The sequence below is a fragment of the Saccharopolyspora kobensis genome (assembly GCF_900108315.1).
Classification (GTDB): Bacteria; Actinomycetota; Actinomycetes; order Mycobacteriales; family Pseudonocardiaceae; genus Saccharopolyspora; species Saccharopolyspora kobensis.
Genome location: NZ_FNVB01000002.1, coordinates 1,751,277 through 1,772,500 on the forward strand (window position 1 = coordinate 1,751,277; position 21,224 = coordinate 1,772,500).

Here is a 21,224-nt window from a genome sequence, read left to right on the forward strand (position 1 = left end):
TGGACCCGCCGATCAAGCTAGGGACTTAACCGGTTAATCAGAAGAGTCGAAAACCGCCGTTATCGGGTCGTTAACTTCCGGGCGCAGCTGTGCTGGCCCGCGGTACGAGCCGCCGGGACGACAGCTCGCCCTCCTCGACCGCACCCGTTTCGACCAGTTCGAGCAGCATCCGCGCGGCGGTCGCGGCGTCCTTGGCCACTCCGTGCGCGAACGCGGTCACCGCCGGGCGCACCACGCGGCACAGCATCGAGTCGTCCCACGCCAGCACCGAGAGCTCGGCGGGCACCGCGACGCCGAGCTCCTCCGCGCCGGCCACCGCGGCCACCGCCATCACGTCGTTGTCGTAGACGATCGCGGTCGGCCGGTCGCGGGCCGCGAGCAGCCGCCGGGTGGCCCGCATCCCGCTCTCCTCGGTGTAATCGCCGGATGCCCGGCTGATCACGACGCCGTCGTACTCCCGCGCCGCGGCGCGCAGCGCCTCCTCGCGGCGCACGGTGTGCTGCAGGCTTCGCGGCCCCTGCACGTGCCCGATGCGCCGGTGCCCGAGTCCGGCCAGGTGCGCGAGAGCGGTTCGCGCGACGTCGTTCTCGTTGACCAGCAGCACGGAACTTCCGGGCATCGCCTCCGCGGTGCCGAAGAAGACCGTGGGAGTGCCCAGCTCCCGCAGCAGTCGCGGGCGCGGGTCCGCCGCCCGCAGATCGGTCACCACCACGCCGTCCACGCGCCGCTCGGCCCACCACCGCTGGTAGGTCGCCAGTTCCGTCGCGGTGTCGGCGACCAGCGCGAGCTGGAGCGACACCCCGTGCTCGGAGAGCGTCTGCTCCAGCCCGGCGACCATCTGCATGAAGAACGGTTCGGTGTGCAGCACTTCGGGCGAGCGGGCCAGCACGATGCCCACGCTGGCCGCGCGGTCGCTGGAGAGCGCACGAGCGGCGCTGCTGGCCCGCCACCCGAGTTCGGCGGCGACTTCGAGGATGCGCTCGCGGGTCTGCGGGGACACGCCACCACGACCGTTGAGCGCGTAGGAGACCGCGGCCTTGGAAACACCGACCTCGCGGGCGATGTCGATGATCGTCGGCCGCTTCAACCCGGCCTCCTCCCCACGCCTCGCCAGAGCTGCCGGATCCCGGCGAGCAATGGTAGCTGGCGGCCCTGCAACCGCACTCGATCAGTCCGATGGTCGTTCGCCGCCTCAACGGCGGGACGCTGTCACCGTCCACCAGCGGCGGACCGGTGCCCGCGGATCCCGTCCAGGAGATAAGCGGTGCGGCGGTCGCAGTCGCTCCGGGAAGGCCACCGGCATGATCGTGGTCACCGGCGGGCTGGGCAGCGCCACCGTCGAGAACCTCCTCGACCGCGTACCCGCGGAGCCCAACAGCGCTGCCGACCGGCTCGCGGGCCACGCCGCCGCCTCAAGCGCTCCCGCGCCGATCGTGACCCGGTCTGCTCCCTGCCCCCTCAGCGCCGCAACGCCTTGCGGGACAACCAGTTCCCGAGGTACTGGGCGGCTTGCACCAGCACGATGATGATCACCACCGCGATCACCGTGACGGTCCAGTCGTAGCGCTGGTAGCCGTAGCTGATGGCGAAGTCGCCGAGCCCGCCGCCGCCGACCGCGCCGGCCACCGCCGTCATGTCCACCACGGCGACGAAGACGAAGGTGTAGCCGAGGATCAGCGGACCCAGCGCCTCCGGCACCAGCAGCGTGGTGATGATCCGCAGCGGGCTCGCGCCCATCGCGCGGGCCGCCTCGATGACGCCCGGGTCGATGGTGACCAGGTTCTGCTCCACGATCCGGGAGATGCCGAAGGTGGCCGCAACGATCAGCGCGAAGGTCGCCGCCGAGGTGCCCAGCGTGGTGCCGACGACCTTGATGGTCAGCGGCCCGATGGCGGTGATGAAGATGATGAACGGGATCGGCCGGATGATGTTCACCAGCACGTTGAGCGCCGTGAACACCAGCCGGTTGGCCAGGATCCCGCCCGCCCTGGTGGTGTAGAGGGCGATGCCGAGCAGCAGGCCGAGCAGCCCGCCGACGAGCATCGTCGCCAGCACCATCCACACGGTCTGGCCGATCGAGGTGAGCAGCACCGGCCCGATGGTCTGCCAGTCGATGGTCACGCGGTCAGCTCCTCGATCTCGGTGGTGCGGCGCAGCTCGGCGATCACCGCGTCCACATCGGACTCCGCGCCGAGCAGTTCCAGGGTCAGCCGCCCCAGCTGCACGCCGCCGAGCTCTTTGAGCCCGCCGTCGACGATCTCGAAGCGCACCTGGTGGCGGCTCACCGCTTCGGAGAGCGCCGCACCGACGCGGCGGTCGTCGCGCAGGTGCGCGGTGATGAGCCGACCGGTGTGCCGGGCTCGGAGCCGGTCGAGGCGCTCGCCGCCGGGCCGGTCGGGCAGCACCGTTTCCACGAACCGGCGGGCGGTCTCGGTCTTGGGCGTGGCGAAGACGTCCAGCACGCTGCCCTGCTCGACGACGCGGCCGGAGTCCAGCACCGCCACCCGGTCGGCGATCTCGCGGACCACCTCCATCTCGTGGGTGATCACCACGATCGTCACGCCGAGCTCGGTGTTGACGCGCTTGAGCAGCCGCAGCACCTCACCGGTGGTCTCCGGGTCGAGCGCGCTGGTGGACTCGTCGGCGAGCAGGATCTTCGGGTTGGTGGCCAGCGCGCGGGCGATGCCCACCCGCTGCTTCTGCCCGCCGGAGAGCTGGTCGGGGTAGCTCCACGCCTTGTCGGCGATGCCGACGAAGTGCAGCAGCTCGGCGACGCGCCGCTGCCTGCTCTCCTTGTCCCAGCCCGCCACCTTCAGCGGGTAGGCGACGTTGCCGAACACCGTCCGGGAGCGCATCAGGTTGAACTGCTGGAAGATCATGCCGATGTCGCGGCGGAGTTCGCGCAGCCGCCGCTCCGGCAGCCCGGTGATGTCGGTGCCGTCGACCAGTAGGCTGCCGGAGCTCACCGGCTCCAGCGCGTTGATCAGCCGGACCAGGGTGCTCTTGCCCGCTCCGGAGTAGCCGATGACCGCGAACACGTCGCCGGCCTCGATGGAGAGGTCGATCCCGGTCAGCGCGGTCACCGACCGCGCTCCGGTGCCGAAGGTCTTGCCGACCTGCCGGAACTCGACGATCGGGGTCACTTCGCGCCCCGCACGGTCTCGGTCAGCCCGGCCAGGATGCCTTCCAGCTCGGCCTGCGTGCGGTCGACGCTCACCGAGGTGCCCTTGGAGTCGGCGAGGACCTGGTCGGCGACGCGCTTGTCCCGGTAGAGCTCCACGAGCTCGTGGTAGACCGGGTTGTCCTTGTCCTCGGCGCGGGTGACGAAGACGTTGATGTAGGGCGCCGCGTCGGGGCTGTTCGGGTCGTCGCCGAACAGCGCCGCGCTCGGGTCGAGGTCGGCGTCGAGGGCGAAGTTGTTGTTCACGATCGCCCCGTCCACCGACGGCAGCGAGGCCACGGTCTGCGCGGCGTCCACCGGGACCACGGTCACCTTCGACGCGGCGGTGTCGATGTCGGCCGGGGTGGACAGCACGGTGCCGCCGCCCTTGAGCTTGATCAGCCCGGCCTGCTGGAGCACCAGCAGTGCGCGCGCCTGGTTGGTCTTGTCGTTGGGCACCGCCACGGTGCCGCCCTGCGGGATGGCGGCGACGTCGGTGTGCTTCTGCGAGTACAGGCTCAGCGGCACCACGTAGCTGGAGCCGATCGGCGTGAGCGTGTCGTCGTTGGACACGTCGTAGTTGGCCAGGAACAGCACGTGCTGGAAGAGGTTGAGGTCGATCTGCCGCTGCGACAGCGCCGGGTTGGCCTGGTGGTAGTCGCTGAAGTTGACCGTTTCCAGGTCGATTCCCCGCTCGGCGGCGAGCTCCTTGTAGGTCTTCCAGTACTCCTTGCTGGCGTCGGTGACGCCGATGCGCACCTTGGTCCGCCCGGCGGCGGTGTCGTCGGATCCGGAGTTGACCGCGTAGAGCACAGCGGCCACCACCGCGATCAGGACGACGGCGATCACCGCCACCGCACCCCCGCGCCGGCGCGGTTTCTCCGGCAGTCCCAGATCGGCGGGAGTGGCGTCGTTGTCGGACATGGCAGGCCCTTTCAGGTGTCGATCACTTCGCGGACACCTTGCAGCACCGGGTCGGCCTGCCCGAAATCGTTTCAGGATCTGGGTGGAAACGGCGCGATTTGCCGTTCGGCCCCCGGTTGTGGTAGCGCGATCATCAACCATCTGGCGGATTGTCCAGACCATTTGACGCGGTGTTGGGTTGTCCCACGATCGCGACCGGTTTGTCCGCTGCGACGGCCTGGCCCGCGACGCCCCCGACCCTGGAGGAGGAGAGTTGATCCGCTCCGTTCTCGGCCTCGCCGGCGCCGCGCTGCTGGCGGCCGGCGCGTCCGCTCCGGCGACCGCCGACCCGGACTCCCCGCTGCCCCAGATCACCCCGCAGCCGCAGCAGGTCGTGCAGCTCGGCGACGACGTGCCGGTCCCCGAGCGGGTTTCGGTGGTGGCCGACCGCGAGGTCAGCCAGCCGACCCGCGATCTGCTCGTCGCGGTGCTGCGCGGGGCGGGCGCCGAGGAAGTGGACGTCGTCGACGCCGGCCAGCAGCCGGATGCGCCGCTGGTGGTGCGGGTGGGCGGCATCGCCACCGACGACATCGCGCGCGGGCTCCAGGACGCCGGCGTCGAGGTGCCGCCCGACCTGCCCGCCGAGGGCTACGCGCTGGCCGCCAAGGACGGCGCGGTCGTGCTCGGCGGCGCCGACTCCGACGGCGTCTACTACTCCGCGCAGACGCTGCGCCAGCTGGTGCGCGACCACGGGATCGCCGGGGCCGGGGTCGTCGACCACCCGCTGATGCCGCTGCGCGGCACCATCGAAGGCTTCTTCGGCAGCCCGTGGACGCACGAGGAGCGCCTGGACCAGCTCGCCTTCTACGGCGACGTGAAGATGAACACCTACATCTACGCGCCGAAGGACGACCCCTACCACCGGGAGCAGTGGCGCGACCCGTACCCGGCGGACAAGCTCGCCGAACTCGCCGAGCTGATCGCGCAGAGCGACGCCCACCACGTCAAGTTCACCTTCGCCCTCTCCCCCGGGCTGTCCATCTGCTACACCAGCGAGCAGGACTGGCAGGCGCTGATCGCCAAGCTGCAGGCGATGTACGACCTTGGCGTGCGCGCGTTCTCGCTGCCGCTGGACGACATCGACTACAACGAGTGGCACTGCGCCGGTGACGAGGCGAAGTACGGCGCGCCGTCGCAGCAGGCGGCGGGGCAGGCGCAGGTGGACCTGCTCAACCGGATCCAGCGCGAGTTCATCGACACCCACGAGGGCGCGAAGCCGCTGCAGACGGTGCCCACCGACTACTCCGACACCGCCGACAGCCCGTACAAGAAGACGATTCGCGAGCAGCTCGACCCGGCGGTGGTGATGATGTGGACCGGCGTCGGGGTGGTCCCGCCGGAGATCACCGTGCCGCAGGCCGAGGAGGCCGCCAAGGTGTGGGGCCGCAAGGTGTTCGTGTGGGACAACTACCCGGTCAACGACTTCGGCGCGACGGCGGGGCGGCTGCTGCTCGCGCCGTACGCCGAGCGGGAGTCCGGGCTGCACGAGCAGCTGGCCGGCATCGTGCTCAACCCGATGAACCAGGCCTCGGCGAGCAAGGTCGCCGAGTTCGGCGCGGCCGACTTCTCCTGGAACGACACCGGGTACGACGCGAACCGGGCCTGGCGGGAGGCTGCCCGCTACCTGGCCGGTGGTGATGCGGCGACCACCGAGGCGCTGCTGGCGTTCTTCGACTTGGAACACCTCTCGCCGACCCTGGAGGGCGAGATCTGGCAGCCGCAGGCTCCGGAGCTGGCGCGCAGGCTCGAGGAGTTCCGCGCGAAGTGGGCCGAGGACAAGGGCGCGGCGATCGAGGCCCTGCGGCCCTACGCCGAGCTGATCGCCGCGGCACCGCAGCGGATCCGCGACGGCGTGGCCGATCCGGGATTCGTCGCCGATGCCGCGCCGTGGCTGGAGGCCACCGACCTGTGGGGTCCGGCGCTGCTGGCCAGCCTGAACGGCCTGCAGTCCCGGGTGGACGGTGACGAGGCCGCCGCGGAGAAGGCGTTCGCCGAGGCCGCCGAGCTGGCGCGTCAGGCGAGCGAGATCCGCACCATCCCCGGCGAGACGCGCCCGGAGGGGCCGATCAAGGTCGGTGACGGGGTGCTGGACACCTTCATCGCCGGCGCGCCTGATCTGCGCTGAACCGGGTTCACTCCCCCGGCGACGCGTGTTCGTCCGGCGCAGCCAACATGCGCCGGACGAACACGTCGTCGCGCCCGTGCGGCGAGGCGATCCAGCGTGCGAGCGCGTCCGCGTCGCCGTGCGAGATCAGCCTCCGCCGGACCCGCAGGTGCAGGCCGTCGCGCAACGCCTCGATCCCGGCCGCCCGCGAGGCGGGCAGCAGCGGTGCGGGGTAGCCGTCGAGCGCCTCGCCGCCGGTGCGCTCGGCCAGACTCCGCTCCAGTTCGAGGAAGTCCGCCGAGACGCGGCCGACCAGCCGGTAGGGATCCGAGCGCAGCCGGTAGCCGAGGACGCGGCGCAGCCGGGTCATCTCGGCGCGAACGGTGACGGCCTTGCCGTTGGGGCCGTAGGCCTGCCGGGCCATCTCCTCGGCGCCCATCCCGCCGGGGTGAGCCGCCAGCAGCACGACGAGCTCGCTGTGGCGCAAGCTGAGTTCGTGAGGCACGCCGTCGACGTGCACCAGGGCCCGACCGCGTCCGAGCGCTTGCACCCGCAGCAGTTCTCCGCCGCGATCCGGGTGGTGCACACCGTGCACCGCGAACGGCCCGGACGGGGAGAGCCGTTCGACGACCACGCGCTGGCCGTCCGGCAGCGTCATCGGACCGTCCTTCTCCAGACCCGCCGCCCACTGCGGCAGGAGCCATCCCGCGGGTGTCGTGTGCAGCACTCGTCCGTCCGCACCGACCAGTGCGCTGCGGACTCCGCTGCGGCGCAGGACGTGATCGACGTAGCGCGCCCGGACCTCGTCGTCGCGCTGCCGGGTCTGTTCGCCGAGCTGCGCTCCGGCCAACCTGGCCGCGGCCGCGACCAACGGCATGGCCAGCGCGTTCGCCGACGCGACCGGGTAGGTCACGTCGACGGTGCCGACCGTCGCGCCGGTGACCGGGTCCACGATCGGCGCGGCCGAGCAGTTGAAGTCCGCGGCCACGGACAGGTAGTGCTCCGGACCGCGGACCTGGAACGGCCGCCCCAGCGCCAGCGCGGTGCCCACTCCGCTGGTGCCGACCTGTTCCTCGTTCCACAGCGCGCCGGGGACCAAGCGCGCTCGCTCGGCGTTCCTCCTGGTGGCCGGGTCGCCCACCACCCGCAGCAGCCGCCCGGCCGGATCGCTGATGAAGACCAGGTGGCCGGTCTGGGTGGCCGCGTCGCCGATGGTGCGCAGCAGCGTCGGCCAGACGTCGGCCAGCCGGTGCTGCCGGGTCAGCTCGCCGACCAGGTCCGCGGCAGGCTCGACCGGGGGCAGCGACCGGTCGGGATGCACGCCCCTCTTGCGGGCGCGATCCCACGACGCGCGCACCTCGGGGCGTACCTGCGCTGAGGTGCCGCCGCTCAGCGCGTTCTCGCGGGCGGCCGCCAGCCGTCGAGTCGTCTCATCCATGTCGAGGACGAGAAAGGTATCCCCGGTTGCAACGCCGGTGCAACGCGCGCGGACGTCTTGGCCGGCGCGGGAGCGGTGCCGCACAGTCGGTGCGAGCTGAGGCCCGACTCTTGGAGGACGACCGTGGCGTACCTGGAACTGCCGGACGGCTTGCCGCTCTACTACGAGGACAGCGGTTCGGGACCTGCCGTGGTGCTCATCCACGGATGGACCATGAACAGCACGTTCTGGCAGCAGAACGTGGCCGCGCTCAGCGCGCAGAACCGCGTGATCACGCTCGACCTGCGCGGGCACGGCCTGTCCGGGAAGACCGATGACGGGCACACCCTCGCCCAGTACGCTCGCGACGTCCACCACCTGCTGCAGCACCTGGAGCTGCGCGACGTGTGCCTGGTGGGCTGGTCGATGGGCACCGCGGTCATCCTGTCCTACGTCCGGCAATTCGGTTGCGGATCGCTGCGCTCAGCGGCCTTCATCGACCAGTCGCCGCGCTTCCTCGACGCCGACGACTGGCAGTTCCCGCTGTTCGGCGAGTACACCGCGGTGGATCTCGCGGTGTTCGCCCAGGGCTTCCAGCACGCCCGGCCCAGCGTCGTCAAGCCGTTCATCGCCGCGTGCTTCGCCGAAACCCCGCCGGCGGAGGTGATCGACGCCGTCTACGCCGAGACCGCGAAGACGCCGTCCTCGGCAGCGCTGGCGGTGTGGTACGACATGGCCTACGCCGATCTGCGGCCGGTGCTCCCCGAGGTCACCGTTCCGACGCTGCTGATGTACGGCGCGCGCAGCAAGGTCTTCCCCGGCGAGCTCGACCGCTGGCTGGCCGAACAGCTGCCGCAGGCGAAGGTCGCCCGCTTCGGCGGCAGCGGGCACGCCCCGTTCAGCGAGGAACCCGACTCGTTCAACGAGACGCTCGGTTCCTTCCTCCGGTCCTGAGCTCCGCGCCCGGGCCCCGCACCTCGGGCCCGGGCCGCTCGGCGGTCAACGGCCGCTCGGCAGCAGGTCGGTGACCAGTCTCCCGACCTGGTCGGCTTCGATCAGGAAGCCGTCGTGGCCGTGCGGTGAGGCGATCGTGCCGAACCCGGCACCCGGGATCGACTCGGCCAGCTGCCGCTGCTGCTCCAGCGGGAACAGCCGGTCGCTGTCCACGCCCGCGACGAGGGTGCGGGCCGCGATGCGACGCAGTGCGGCTTCCACTCCGCCCCGGCCGCGTCCCACGTCGTGGCCGGACATCGCCCGCGCGAGCACCACGTAGCTCGCCGCGTCGAACCGGCGAGCCAGCTTGTCGGCGTGGTGGTCCAAATAGGACTCGACGGCGTACCTTCCGCCGCGCCACGGATGTTCGCCGTCCTGGTGCTCGGTGCCGAAGCGCTGCTCCAGCTCGCGCGGGCTGCGGTAGGTGATGTGCGCGATCCGCCGGGCCACTCCCAGCCCGGCGTGCGGGCCGCGGCCGTCGGGCAGGTCGTGGTAGTGGCCGTCGAGCCAGTCCGGATCGGTGCGGATCGCCTCGATCTGCGCCCCGGACCAGGCGATCTGCTCCGCGGAGGCCACCGCGCAGCAGCTCAGCAGCAGCGCCGCCGCCACCCGCTCCGGGTGGCCCGCGGCCCACTCCAGCGCCCGCATCCCGCCGAACGAGCCGCCGAGCACCGCCGCCCACCGCCGGATGCCGAGCGCGTCGGCCAGATGCGCTTCCGCCTGCACCGCGTCCCGCACCGTGATCGCCGGGAACCGCCCGCCCCACGGCCGCCCGTCGGGCGCCGCGGACGCCGGCCCGGTGCTCCCCTGGCAACCGCCCAGGACGTTCGGCGCGATCACGAACCAGCGGTCGGTGTCCAGCGCCCGCCCCGGCCCGACCAGCGCGTCCCACCAGCCGCGGCTGGGGTGCCCGGCGCCGGCCGGTCCCGCCACGTGGCTGTCGCCGGTCAGCGCGTGCAGCACCAGCACGGCGTTGGAGGCCTCCGGGTCGAGCTCTCCCCAGGTCTCGTAAGCGAGATCCACCTGCGGGAGAACGCCTCCCGCCTCCAGCACCAGCGGGCCGGGCAGCCGGAACCAGCTGCGCCGGCCGACCGGGTCGCCCGCCCGCCACGCACCGGTGGCGGGCGGACGACCGTGCGTCCGGGTCATCGCTCCAGCTCGGCCTTTGCCGCGCGGAAACCGGCTTCCAGGTCGGCCTGGAGATCGGCCACCGCCTCGATGCCCACCGACAACCGCACCAGGCCCGGGCTCACCCCGGCCAACCGCTGCTCCTGCTCGGTGAGCTGGCTGTGCGTGGTGCTCGCCGGGTGCGCGATGAGGCTGCGCACGTCACCGATGTTCACCAGGTGGCTGAACAGCTGGACGCCGTCGACGAACGCGCGCCCGGCGTCGACTCCGCCGCGCAGCTCGAACGAGACGATCGCGCCCGCCCCGCCCGGCAGGTACTGCTGACCGAGCTCGTACCACTCGCTGCTGGGAAGTCCCGCGTAGTGCACGGTTTCGACCTCGTCGCGGGTGCTCAGCCACTCGGCGAGCTGCTGGGCGTTGCTGACGTGCCGCTCGATGCGCAGCGACAGCGTCTCCAGGCCCTGCAGCAGCAGGAAGGCGTTGAACGGCGAGATGGCCGGGCCGATGTCGCGCAGGCCCTGCACCCGCAGCTTCGCCGCGAAGGCGCCGTGGCCCAGGGCCGGCCAGTACCGCAGGCCGTTGTAGCTGGGGTCCGGCTCGACGAAACCGGGGAACCGCTCGCCGTTCGCGCCGAAGTCGAAGGTGCCGCCGTCCACCACGATGCCGCCGACCGCCGCGCCGTGCCCGCCCAGGTACTTCGTCGCCGAGTGCACCACGATGTCCGCGCCGTGCTCGATCGGGCGCAGCAGGAACGGCGTCGTCACCGTGTTGTCGACGACCAGCGGCACGCCGACCTCGTGCGCGACCTCGGCCACCGCCCGCACGTCCAGCACGTTCGATCGCGGGTTGCCCAGCGATTCGCCGAAGAACAGCTTGGTGTTCGGCCGCGCGGCGGCCCGCCACGCCTCGATGTCGTCGGGGTCCTCGACGAAGCTGACCTCGATGCCCAGCTTCGGCAGCGTGTGCCGGAACAGGTTGTGGGTGCCGCCGTAGAGCGCCGAGCTGGCCACCAGGTGGTCGCCCGCCTGCGCGAGGGTGAGCACGGTCAGCGTCTCGGCCGCTTGGCCGGAGGCCAGCGCCACCGCCGCCACACCGCCTTCCAGCGCGGCCACCCGCTCCTCCAGGACCGCCTGGGTGGGGTTGTTGATCCGGGTGTAGATGTTGCCGGGTTCGCTGAGGTTGAACAGGTTCGCCGCGTGCTCGGTGTCGCGGAAGACGAACGAGGTGGTCTGGTAGATCGGCACGGCGCGGGCCCCGGTGGTGGGGTCGGGTTCCGCCCCGGCGTGCACCTGGAGGGTGTCGAAGGACCACGCGGAACGGTCGGTGGAAGCGCTCACGGAATGTCTCCTGGATCGAGGACGTGGATCGGCGCGGGCATGCGCGCTCGCGCCTGCGGTGCGGCACCGCGGGCGTGCGGGAACGGGCGGTCAGGCCGCCGGTGGGAGGAGAACTGCGCTCATCGCGCGCAGCGGAGGATCAACACGCCGAAGCGGTCACGCGCAGGAGGTCGACGTGGCGACGGGCAACCAAGCGGATCACGCCCGGGAGACTAGCGAGGAGTCCACTGCGCGCGAAACCCCGTCCACGATCCGGGAAACCGGTTCACGCGGCGGCCAGCGCCGCGGCGGTGGTCTCGGCGGTCCGCCTGCCCCACCTGCCGGTGGTGCACGACCCGATCACGCCGATGAGCAGGCCGCAGCCCGCCACGATCCACCACGCGGGGCGGCTGGCTTCGCCGAACCCGGTCTCCTCCAGCTGGACGGCCACCACCGCGGGCAGCACGGCGGCGCCGAGCGAGGCGCCGATCTGACGGCTGGTGGAGGCCACGGCAGCGGCGACCCCGGCTCGCGCGGTCGGCAGCCCGGCGACCGCGGTCGCGGTGACCGGCGCGTTGAGCATGCCGAAACCGAGCCCGAACAGCGCATAACCCGCGAGCAGCCACGGAAGTGGCGTGTCGTCGTCGAGACCGGCGAGCACCACGCCGCTCAGCGCGATGCCCGCGCCGCTGAGCACCAGCGGGATCCGGGGCCCGCGAACACCGACCAGCCGTGCGGCGACGGGCGCGCACAGGAAGGCCGGCGCGGCCATCGGCAGGGTCAGCAAACCGGCCTCCAGCGCGGAGAAATCGCGCACGTCCTGCAGGTAGAGGGAGTTGAGGAACAGGAAGCCGGACAGCGCGGCGAATCCGCACAGCGCGATGACCGTGGCACCGGACATCGGTGCGCTGGCGAACAACCGCAGGTCCAGCAGCGGCTGCTCGCGGCGCTTCTCGTGGCGCACGAAGACGGCGATCGCCAGCGCGCTGAGCAGGAAGCAGCCCAGCGTCGCGGGCGCGGTCCAGCCGCCGTGCGGGCCCTCGATGATCCCGAAGACCAGGCTCGCCAGCGCGACGATGACCAGCAGCTGCCCGGCCGGGTCGAAGCGGCGCGGCCGGGGAGATCTGGATTCGGGCACGAACCGGGCGGTGAGCACCAGCGCGGCGATGCCCGCCGGGATGTTGATCCAGAAGATCGACCGCCAGCCGGTGCTGTCCACCAGCAGCCCGCCGGTCACCGGGCCGACCGCCATGCTCAGGCCGACGACGCTGCTCCAGATCCCGATGGCCCTGGCCCGCTCCCGCGCGTCGGGGAAGGTGTTGACGATGATCGACAGCGCCACCGGGTTGAGCATCGAAGCGCCGATCGCCTGCAGGACGCGGAACCCGATGAGCCAGCCCGCGGTGGGCGCGATGCCGCACAGCAGGGACGCGGTGGTGAACACGACCAGCCCGAGCCGGAAGACGCGGCGGCGGCCGAATCGGTCGGCGACGGAACCGGCGAGCAGCAGCAGCGACGCCAGCACCACCGCGTAGGCATCGATCGTCCACTGCAGACCGGACAGCGGCGCGTCCAGCTCGTCCTCGATCGCGGGCAGCGCCAGGTTCACGATCGTGGTGTCCAGCGACACCAGGAACAGGCTGAAGCAGCAGATCCCCAGCACCAGGGATCGGCGGTGCGGCACGGACATGATCACCTCGGTCGGTACGCGGTCGGGCAGGCGGGGCCGCCCGGCCCCGGAGCAGATCGCCACCGGGGTCGGGCGCCGGCTCACCTGGACAGGGCGCGGTGCGGCGCGGGCTGGCCGAGGCGCTGGTGGAGCAGTCCGGCGTGGTGCACGACGAGCGGGTCCAGGTGGTTGCGCGCGTCGACGACGTACCTGCCGCTGATCTGCCCGGCGATCCGCTCCCAGTCCAGTTCCCGGAACTCCGGCCACTCGGTCAGCAGCACCAGCGCCGACGCGCCCGCCGCCGCCGCGTACGCCGAATCCACCACGCGGATCCCGGCCACCGCGCCGGGCATGCTCGGGTCGTAGCCGACCAGCTCGGCGCCCTCGGCGGCCAGCAGCTCGGCGATGGCCAGCGCGGGCGAATCGCGCAGGTCGTCGGTGCCCGCCTTGAACGTCAGCCCGAGCAGTCCCACCCGGGTACCGGCCAGCCGGCCGCCCACCGCCTGCCGGACCTTGCCCACCACCAGCCGCTGCTGCCGCGCGTTGGTGTCGATCGCGGCGCGCAGCAGCGGGAAGTCGGAGCCGATCACCGCCGCCGAGCGCAGCAGCGCGTGGGCGTCCTTCGGGAAGCACGATCCGCCCCAGCCCGGGCCGGGCCGCAGGAACGCGGTGCCGATCCGCTGGTCGTAGCCCATCCCCCTGGTCACGTCGTTGACGTCGGCGCCCATCCGCTCGCACAGCTCGGCGATCGAGTTCACGAAGGACAGCCGGGTCGCCAGGTAGCAGTTGGCCGCGTACTTGATCATCTCCGAGCTGGCCGGATCGGTCAGCAGGATGGGCGCGTTGAGCGCCTCGTACAGCGCGGCGACGCGCTTGGCGGCGTCCAGGTCGGCCGAACCGATCACGATCCGGTCCGGGTTCAGGAAGTCGTGCACCGCGGAGCCCTCGCGCAGGAACTCCGGGTTGGACGCCACCGCGACATCGGACCTGCCGAGCAGTTCGCCGACGCGGGCCGCCGTGCCCACCGGCACGGTCGATTTGTTCACCACGACCGAATCAGGTGGTAGCGGATCCCTCAGCTCCGCCACGGCGGCCTCCAGCGCGGCCAGCTTCGCCGCCCCGTCCGGTCCCATCGGCGTCGGCACGCAGAGGAACACCACTTCGGCGCCCGGCGCCGCCTCGCCCGCCCCCACCACGAACCGCAACCGGCCCTCCGCCAGACCGGCCCCCACCAGCTCGGCCATCCCCGGTTCCCGGATCGTCACCTCGCCCCGGGACAGCGCCCGCACCTTCGCCGGATCGATGTCCGCGCACACCACCCGGTGCCCCAGCGACGCCAGGCACGCCGCCGTCGTCAGGCCGACGTAACCGGCGCCGATCACCGCGATCTTGACCCCACTCACCACGTTCATCCCCTTCACTTCGAACCGTCCGCGCCACCGGGGAGATCCGGTGGCGCGGACGTCACGCTGCCGAACACCGCCCGGCCGGAGCCGGGCGCTGACTGGTCCTCGCACCGGTCCCCGGACGCCGGGGCCGGCGGTGCTACGCCCCGTGCGGGAGCGCGCGGATGCCCTCGAACGGGGTGTCCTCGTCCAGGTAGTCCACGGTTTCGAACAGCCCGACCGCGTGCATCGGGAACCGGGCACCGGCCTCGGCGACGAAGATGCACGGCAGCACCCGCTTGCGCTCCGCGGCACCGGCCTCGCCGCTCTTGCGGATGTGCTTGTGGGTGTGGATCAGGATCGGCATGAAACCGCCGCCGAGGAACGTGCCCTGCTGCAGGATCGCGCCACCGACGCAGTCGATCACCAGGCCCTTGCCGAGGATGGAATCGCGTCCCTGGTAGTAGAAGGACGGATCCGACATCGTGCCGTGCTCCACGTGGAAGACCCCGGCGGCCAGGCCGATGATGGAGCGACCGCTGATCCGCAGCACCGATCGGTAGAAGTCGACCAGCACCGGCCGGATCCGGGCGTCCGGGAGCTTGAACTCCGGGCCCAGCAGCACGATGCGCATCAGCTCGGCCAGCGTCAGGTCGGAACCGGCCGGGCTGGGGAACTCCTGGTCCCACGGCACCAGGTAGTCCGCGGGGGCGATCAGGTCCGAGCCGACGTCCTCGGCGATCAGCCGCTCGGCCTCCGTGGCCGGGGCGGCCACCTGCTCGCCGCGGCCGAGGATCCGGCTGGCGATCAGGTACCGGCTCTCCTCGGTCTTCAGCTCGCTCGCGGTGCGGATGAGGGCGATGCGGGCCTCGGCGGTGTCCGGGATGTCGAAGAGGTGGTCGATGCCGTCGGTCGGCACGTCGATCTTGGCCTTGGTGGTGCGCATCGGCAGCGCGCTGTAGGAGTCCACCACCTCGGCCAGCGGGCCGGCGAAGTCCCCGACGCCGATCCGCACCAGTTCGGCCGCGGCCAAGCCGCGGTAGTCGTAGGGCACCGACGGCGAGGTGGACAGCACGCTCTCGGCGAGCAGCCGCCGGTAGCGCTCGTCGTCCAGCGTCGTCTCGGCCAGCTCCAGCGACAGGTACGGCGAGTTCTCGCCGGGCCCGTGGATCCAGCTGGTGGCGAAGGGCGCCTCGAACCGGCACGCCTTCGCGAACAGCTCGTACGCCTCGTCGTCGTTCTTGACCCGGCCGGCGATCTGCTCCCGGCCCGCTGCCTTGTCGATGACTTCCCCGACCATGTCCGGGGCCAGTCGCAGCAGCCTTGCGTACTCCTCGATGCTCTGCATCACGCACTCCCAAATCGGGCGAGTTCCTCGCCGTTTCCTGGTAATCCGTCCTGCAACTCGGGTTCGACCGGCCAGGCGAAGCTGCCGGTCGCCGCGGTCAGGCCGAGCGCGGCCATCAGCCGGTGCTCGGCCAGCCGAAGCACCGCGGTGCCCTCGTCGGCACCGCACAAGAAGTCCAGTTGTGCCTGCAACGCCTCCTCGAAGTGGTTCCCGGAGACGGTGACCCGCTGCTGCGAGCCGGCGTCCCGGACGTGCACGGTGTGCTCGTTCTTGTAGTCGGCGGCGACGCCGTAGCTCGGCTCGAAGACCAGCGTCACGTGCTTGCCGGAGACGAGTTCGACATCGGCGAAGCGGTACCGCAGCTCGGCGCTGAACGGGATGATCGACCTGGCCAGGTAGCGCTTCGCGGTGCTCGCGGAGAACGCGAACCCGGCCAGCCCGGCGAACCCGATCGCCCCGCCCGAGGAGGTGTAGAGCTCCACCTCCGGCAGCTCGGGAACCGCCGTGCGCACCCGCATCTCCGGTGTCACCAGCGCCGGATTCGTCCGCAGGTACCGCTCGTAGTGCTCGGCGGGCAGGATCGCGCGCAGGATGCTCAGCATGTGGAAGCACTCGTAGCCGGCCTCGCCGTACTGCGTGTCGACGAACCTGCCGTTGGCGACGTCCAGCACGCGGTTCTTGGTGAACTCGATGGTGATCTTCCTGATCGGGTCGCCCGCGGCGGCCCGGTGCACCGATTCCGCGAACCGTCGCACCACCCGGCTGTGCGCGTAGACGTCGTTGACCACGATCCGGGCACGCGGGTGCCGCCGGACCAGGTCGACCAGGTCGCCGAGCTCGGCCGGGTAGCAGGCCGGTTTCTCCAGCAATATCCGGGCGTTCGGCTGGCACCGCAGGATCTCCGTCACCACCGCCAGGTGCGCCGCCGTCGGCGTGGCCACCACCCAGGCGTCCACATCGGACCGCTCAGGCACATCGGCCACCCGGTCGTGATCCGCTCCTTCCTTCCGGTCCACTGTGGTGATCCGGTGGCCCGCCCTGCCGAAGCAGGCGACGTGGCGCGCACCGATCACCCCGATGCCCACGATCACGATGTTCATGCCAACCTGCCCAGCTCCCGGACGCGCTCGCCGTTCTTCAGCGCGTGATTGGCGGCGGCGGTCCCGGCCGCCCGGCCCAGCACGGCACCAGCCATCAGCCCGGTGCCGCCCGGGTAGCCCTGGTCGTAGAGCCCGCCGACGATCACACCGGCGGCGTAGAGACCGCTGATCGGCTTGCCGTCGCCGCGCACTTCGGCGTTGGTGCTCACCGACAGCCCGCCGTAGGTGAACGTCAGCCCGCACACCACCGGGACGAACAGGAACGGCGGGGTGTCCAGCCGCTTCGGCGTGCGCGCGGCGTCATCGCGGTCGGCGGGCAGGAATTCGGTGTCCGAGCTGTTGAGCCTGCGGACCTCCTCGGCGAGGTTGCCGGCGTCGATGGACAGCCGCTGGGCGCCCTCCTCGACGGTCCGGGTGATCACCGACGCCGGATCGCTGAGGTAGCCCTGCGGCAGCTTCCCCGATTCGACGACCTTGCCGTCGAAGACCTGGAAGGCGATCTGCCCCGGCTGGTCCAGGATCCGCTGCCCCAGCGAGACGTAGCTCAGCTGGCTGTGGTCGCCGGACTCGTCGAAGAACCGGCGCCCGTCCCGGTTGACCACGATCCCGCGCGGGAACGCGTAGCGCGTCAGGCCGTGGGACTCCCGCATCCGCCCCGGCATCATGTAGTCGGGCAGCGCGGTGCCCTGCGGCGTGGTGTGGGTCTGCTGCCAGTTGCCCGCCGCGTCCGCACCGAGCGCGATGGCCGCCTCCAGCGGTTCGCCCTTGTTGTACGGCACGCCGCGCAGCTTCACCTCGCGCCACTGCGCGCCGAGGTGCCGCTCGCGCATCCGCGCGCTGCCCTCGAACCCGCCGGAGGCCAGCACCAGCGCGTCGCAGACCACCGGGAACACCGGGCCGGTTCCGCGCAGCAGGTAGCGCCCGCCGGAGACCCTCTCGATCTCGGTGGCCGTGCTGTCGTAGCAGACCGTGCCGCCGAGGCGCTCGAACTCCGCGAAGTTGCGGGCCTGCAGTGCCTCGCCACCGCCGTCGAAGACCACCGGGAAGTCACCGGGTAGCGGGTTCGGCCGCGGCACCCAGCGGTGCCCGAAGCCGCGCATCCAGGTGATCGCGCTGGTGGACCGGCGGATGATCGACTCGATGAGCGTGGTGTCCACCTGGTCGCCGGAGGTCCGCAGCCAGTCGGCCAGGTAGTCCTCGTCGGAGTACCCCGCCGGGTCGGCCGGGAGTTCGGCGATCCGCGCGTCGTCCGGGTCCCGCATCAGGTCGGCCAGGAACGCGCGGTCCCGCCAGGAGAAGCGCATGGTCCGCGTCAGCGAGCTGTTCCCGCCGCGGAACTCCCTTGGCGCGGCGTCGAGCACCGCGACCGAGTCCGCCCCGGCCTGCAGCGCCGCGATGCCCGCGCACAGACCCGCATTGCCGGCACCGACGATGACGACCTGCCACTGCCGTTGGCCTTTCCTTCGGCTATGCATCCACCACTCCCCTGAGAGTCGGCCCTGCCCCGCAGGAGTTCGCCCACCGCCGGTCGAGGCGGCCCCGCGACCGGGCTTGCGAACTCGGTGAAAAGCTATGCGCAGCGCGCACAAACCGAATCAAATCGGCGCACAACTCCGGCACAAGCGCACTGGTGGGCACGTGAAAGGGCCCGGCCGGTGCGCTGTTCGCGCTCCGGCCGGGCCTCGTCCACCCCGGACTGGAACCGGCTACCCGGGCAGGTCGTTCAGCCCCGGGCTCCGCTCCTTGCTCGCCGCCGAACCGCGGTGGTCGTTGATCCGCTGGAAGATCGCGTGCGCCTGGCGGACCGCGGCCAGCGCCCGCTGGTGGTTGCCCTGCCTGGCGCACAGATCGCCGAGCCGCTGCAGCGCGTTGGCCGTGCAGTGCTCGTCCTCCAGCTCGCCGAGGATCCGCACCGCGGGTTCCAGGCAGCTCATGGCCGCCTGGAAGTCGTTTGCCGCGGTGTGCAGCCTGCCCAGCTCGGCGAGCGTCTTGCCCTCCCGGTGGCGGTCGCCTGCCGAACGCGAGACGCGCAGCGAATCGGTGAGCCAGCGCTCGGCTTCGGCTTGGTCGCCGAGCACGAGGTAGGTCCGGCCGATCGCCTCCCGGACGAACGCCTCGGCGTGCTTGTCACCGGACTGCTGGAAGACCACCAGCGCGCGGCGGAGCCTGCGCTGCGCCATGTGCGGCCGCCCGCAGCGCCGCTCCACCGCGGCCAGCCCGCAGAGCGCGAACGCCTCGCCGACGGCATCGCCGGTCTGCCGGAACAGCGCGTGGGATTCGGCGAACAACCGCCGGGCCCCGCCCTGGTCGTCCAGCAGGTGGTGGACCTGCGCCAGACCGCGCAGCAGGGTCGCCCTGGTGCGCGGGGCCGGTTCCGTGCTCAGCGCGATCTCGTGCGTCCGGCGCCAGGCGCCGTAGTGCGAGCGGAAGTCGAAGTACTGGGCCAGCGAGATCGCCAGCGAGCAAGCCAGATCCGGCGATCCCTCGGCCACCGCGAGGTGCACCGCGTCGATGAGCGAGTCCTGCTCGGCGTCGAGCCAGGTCACCGGGGCGCGGTCGATGCGGTCGAGCACCGACCGCTCGGGGCGCCAGTGGGCCACTCCGGTGGGCACCGGCCGGAAGATGCTCACCGGGAGCCCGGCCGAAGCGTGCGTGGTGGCCAGCAGCCACCCGCTGAGCACCCGGTCGATGGCCGCGCGCCGGAGCTGCGCGGGCTCGGATTCCGCCGCGTTGCGCGCGTAGCACCGGACCAGGTCGTGCATCCGGTACCGCGGTCGGCCCAGCACGTCGGTGCCGGTCAGCTCCAGCAGGTTGCCGTCGAGCAGCACGTCCACCCACCGCGCCGAGCCCCGGTCGACCAGGGCGTCGATCGACCACTCCGGCACCGAACCTGGACCCAGCAGGCCGATCAGCCGGAACGCGCGCGCCGCCGCCGGCGGCAGCTGGCGGTAGCTGAGGTCGAAGCTGGCCTGCACCGCGAGTTCGCCGGTGCGCAGTTCGACGAGCCGCCGCCGCTCGTTCTCCAGGCGTTGCTCCAGCACCTCCAGCGGCCAGCCGCGGCGGCCGACGAGCCGGGCACCGGCGATCCGGATGGCCAGCGGGAGGTAGCCGCAGGCGCGCAGGATCGCCGCGGCCGAGGCCTCTTCCAGCTGGACGCGCTCGGCGCCCGCGATCTTGCAGAGCAGGGCGTGCGCACTCGCCGGGGAGAGCACGTCGAGCTCGATCTGCTTGGCGCCGGGCAGTTCGGCCATCCGGCACCGCGAGGTCACCACCACGGCCCAGTCGCTGGCCGGCAGCAGCGGCTGGACCTGCGCCGCGCTGGCCGCGTCGTCGAACAGCACCAGCATCCGGCGCTGCGCGGCCAGCGACCGGTACAGCGCCGTGCGGTCCTCGATCCGCTCCGGCAGCGCCGCGCCGTCGACGCCGAGCGAGCGCAGGAGATCGGCCAGCGCGTCGGCCGGTTCGCGGGGCTTTCCCGAGGTGCCCGCGAGATCCACGTGCAGCTGGCCGTCGGGGAAGCCCTCCTGCAGGAGGTGGGCGACGTGGACCGCCAGCGCCGTCTTGCCGACGCCGGGCGGCCCCACCACGCTGGCCACCGTCGGCGCGCCGGTCCGCGCCGGCCTCGTGCTGGACAGGGCCTGCTGGAGCGCGGCGGTGGAGCGGGCGCGGCCGGTGAAGTCCGGGACGTCCGGCGGGAGCTGGCGCAGCAGCTGGCCGGAGCGGCTCACCACCGGGATCTCCGGCTGCTCGAGCGGTGCCGTCGCCGATTCCCCGGCGAGGATGGACATGTGGATGCGCCGCAGCTCCGGGCCCGGTTCGACGCCGAGCTCGTTGACCAGCAGCTCCCGCACCTCGGAGTAGGCGCGCAGCGCCTCGGCCTGCTGCCCGTCGCCGTTGAGCGCGAGCAGCAGCTGCTGCCAGACGGATTCGCGGAACGGGTGCTCGGCCAGCAGCGCTCGCAGGTCCCCGATCGCCTCCCCGTACCGGCCGGTGGCCACGTACAGGGCGAGCAGTTCCTCCTTCGCGCCCAGCCGCGCCTCGGCCGCGGCTTCCAGGTGCCGGGTGAGAGCACCGCTGGAGGGCAGGTCCGCGAGCACCTCGCCGCGCCAGAGCGCGAGCGCCTCTTCGAGTCGGCCGCACGCCTCGTGGAGCCTGCCGACGCGGTGCGATTGCCGGGCCGCGGCGAGGAGTTCGCGGAAGACGAGCAGGTCGAGTTCGCCCGGCAGCACGGAAATGGCGTAGCCGGCGTGCTCGGTGCGGATGGTGGCGCCGACCAGCGCCAGGGTGCTGCGCAGCGAGCTGACGTAGGTGCGCAGGTTCGCCGCGGGCGATCTCGGTCGCCGCTCCGGCCACAGCGATTCGACGAGCACGTCGGCGTGCACGGTCTGGTTCGCGTTGAACAGCAGCGTCGCCAGCAGCAACCGGGGTTTCGTGCCGCCCAGCGATATTCGACCGTCGGTGCTGCCGACCTCCAGCGGCCCGAGCACGCGGAACTTGACCTGCTCTCCCACTGTTGCGCTCCGCTCCGGATCCCGAGTCGCCCACCGCGCAGCGCGCCGACCGGCGGATGCGATTTCGGCGAACGACAATTCCCGTCCGGTGACGGGAACACCTCGGAACGGCGAACTCCTCCGCCACTCC

The 21,224-nt window shown here is 72.0% G+C and carries 16 protein-coding genes; 2 read left to right on the forward strand and 14 right to left on the reverse strand.

Annotation, left to right across the window (positions count from 1 at the left end; all coding sequences use genetic code 11):
* Positions 1 to 70: 70 nt before the first annotated feature.
* The 4 genes from C4T78_RS07950 to C4T78_RS07970 all read right to left on the reverse strand — a co-directional run bounded on the left by C4T78_RS07950 (position 71) and on the right by C4T78_RS07970 (position 4,084).
* Positions 71 to 1,087, reverse strand: coding sequence for a LacI family DNA-binding transcriptional regulator (locus C4T78_RS07950; protein ID WP_093356376.1), 1,017 nt, complete (start codon positions 1,085 to 1,087; stop codon positions 71 to 73).
* Between the two features lie 371 nt (positions 1,088 to 1,458).
* The gene (locus tag C4T78_RS07960; protein ID WP_093356375.1) at positions 1,459 to 2,121 is read right to left on the reverse strand and encodes a methionine ABC transporter permease; all 663 of its coding nucleotides are present in this window, start codon (positions 2,119 to 2,121) and stop codon (positions 1,459 to 1,461) included.
* Positions 2,118 to 3,143: a methionine ABC transporter ATP-binding protein gene (locus tag C4T78_RS07965; RefSeq protein WP_093356373.1), complete on the reverse strand. Its 1,026-nt coding sequence runs from the start codon at positions 3,141 to 3,143 to the stop codon at positions 2,118 to 2,120. Before C4T78_RS07965 ends, C4T78_RS07960 begins: the two co-directional genes overlap by 4 nt.
* Positions 3,140 to 4,084 carry a MetQ/NlpA family ABC transporter substrate-binding protein gene (locus tag C4T78_RS07970; protein ID WP_093356372.1) on the reverse strand — a complete coding sequence of 315 codons (945 nt, stop codon included), beginning with the start codon at positions 4,082 to 4,084 and terminating at the stop codon, positions 3,140 to 3,142. Before C4T78_RS07970 ends, C4T78_RS07965 begins: the two co-directional genes overlap by 4 nt.
* A 253-nt stretch (positions 4,085 to 4,337) precedes the next feature.
* Between C4T78_RS07970 and C4T78_RS07975 the strand changes: the two genes are divergently transcribed.
* On the forward strand, positions 4,338 to 6,248 hold the full coding sequence (locus tag C4T78_RS07975) for a glycoside hydrolase family 84 protein (protein WP_177247717.1): 1,911 nt from the start codon (positions 4,338 to 4,340) through the stop codon (positions 6,246 to 6,248).
* Between the two features lie 7 nt (positions 6,249 to 6,255).
* Here the strand turns inward: C4T78_RS07975 and C4T78_RS07980 are convergent, their stop codons facing one another.
* Positions 6,256 to 7,665 (reverse strand): GAF domain-containing protein, encoded by a 1,410-nt coding sequence (locus C4T78_RS07980; RefSeq protein ID WP_093356371.1) that lies wholly within the window; start codon positions 7,663 to 7,665, stop codon positions 6,256 to 6,258.
* Positions 7,666 to 7,788: 123 nt separating this feature from the next.
* Here C4T78_RS07980 and C4T78_RS07985 point away from each other — a divergent pair, with 123 nt between their 5' ends.
* A complete protein-coding gene (locus C4T78_RS07985) occupies positions 7,789 to 8,598 on the forward strand; it encodes an alpha/beta fold hydrolase (protein ID WP_093356369.1) in 810 nt (269 codons plus the stop codon).
* 45 nt (positions 8,599 to 8,643) lie between these two features.
* Here C4T78_RS07985 and metX read toward each other — a convergent pair whose 3' ends face one another.
* From metX to C4T78_RS08025, 9 genes are all read right to left on the reverse strand, one after another.
* Positions 8,644 to 9,786, reverse strand: coding sequence for a homoserine O-acetyltransferase MetX (gene metX / locus C4T78_RS07990; RefSeq protein ID WP_093356368.1), 1,143 nt, complete (start codon positions 9,784 to 9,786; stop codon positions 8,644 to 8,646).
* Positions 9,783 to 11,102 carry a bifunctional o-acetylhomoserine/o-acetylserine sulfhydrylase gene (locus tag C4T78_RS07995; RefSeq protein ID WP_093356366.1) on the reverse strand — a complete coding sequence of 440 codons (1,320 nt, stop codon included), beginning with the start codon at positions 11,100 to 11,102 and terminating at the stop codon, positions 9,783 to 9,785. The genes metX and C4T78_RS07995 overlap by 4 nt, the downstream gene beginning before the upstream one ends.
* 139 nt (positions 11,103 to 11,241) lie before the next feature.
* Positions 11,242 to 11,304, reverse strand: coding sequence for a putative leader peptide (locus tag C4T78_RS37390; RefSeq protein WP_351116928.1), 63 nt, complete (start codon positions 11,302 to 11,304; stop codon positions 11,242 to 11,244).
* 63 nt (positions 11,305 to 11,367) lie between these two features.
* Positions 11,368 to 12,855, reverse strand: a complete 1,488-nt coding sequence (locus C4T78_RS08000; protein ID WP_235863728.1) for a DHA2 family efflux MFS transporter permease subunit — start codon at positions 12,853 to 12,855, stop codon at positions 11,368 to 11,370.
* The gene (locus tag C4T78_RS08005) at positions 12,852 to 14,162 is read right to left on the reverse strand and encodes a UDP-glucose dehydrogenase family protein (RefSeq protein ID WP_093356364.1); all 1,311 of its coding nucleotides are present in this window, start codon (positions 14,160 to 14,162) and stop codon (positions 12,852 to 12,854) included. Before C4T78_RS08005 ends, C4T78_RS08000 begins: the two co-directional genes overlap by 4 nt.
* Positions 14,163 to 14,295: 133 nt before the next feature.
* A complete protein-coding gene (locus C4T78_RS08010; protein WP_235863727.1) occupies positions 14,296 to 15,483 on the reverse strand; it encodes a hypothetical protein in 1,188 nt (395 codons plus the stop codon).
* Positions 15,483 to 16,583, reverse strand: coding sequence for a Gfo/Idh/MocA family oxidoreductase (locus C4T78_RS08015; RefSeq protein WP_218161677.1), 1,101 nt, complete (start codon positions 16,581 to 16,583; stop codon positions 15,483 to 15,485). The genes C4T78_RS08010 and C4T78_RS08015 overlap by 1 nt, the downstream gene beginning before the upstream one ends.
* On the reverse strand, positions 16,580 to 18,058 hold the full coding sequence (locus C4T78_RS08020) for an FAD-dependent oxidoreductase (RefSeq protein ID WP_093356361.1): 1,479 nt from the start codon (positions 18,056 to 18,058) through the stop codon (positions 16,580 to 16,582). The genes C4T78_RS08015 and C4T78_RS08020 overlap by 4 nt, the downstream gene beginning before the upstream one ends.
* 231 nt (positions 18,059 to 18,289) lie before the next feature.
* Entirely contained in the window at positions 18,290 to 21,094 is a 2,805-nt protein-coding gene (locus tag C4T78_RS08025; RefSeq protein WP_143185974.1) for an AfsR/SARP family transcriptional regulator, read from the reverse strand.
* Positions 21,095 to 21,224 lie beyond the last annotated feature (130 nt).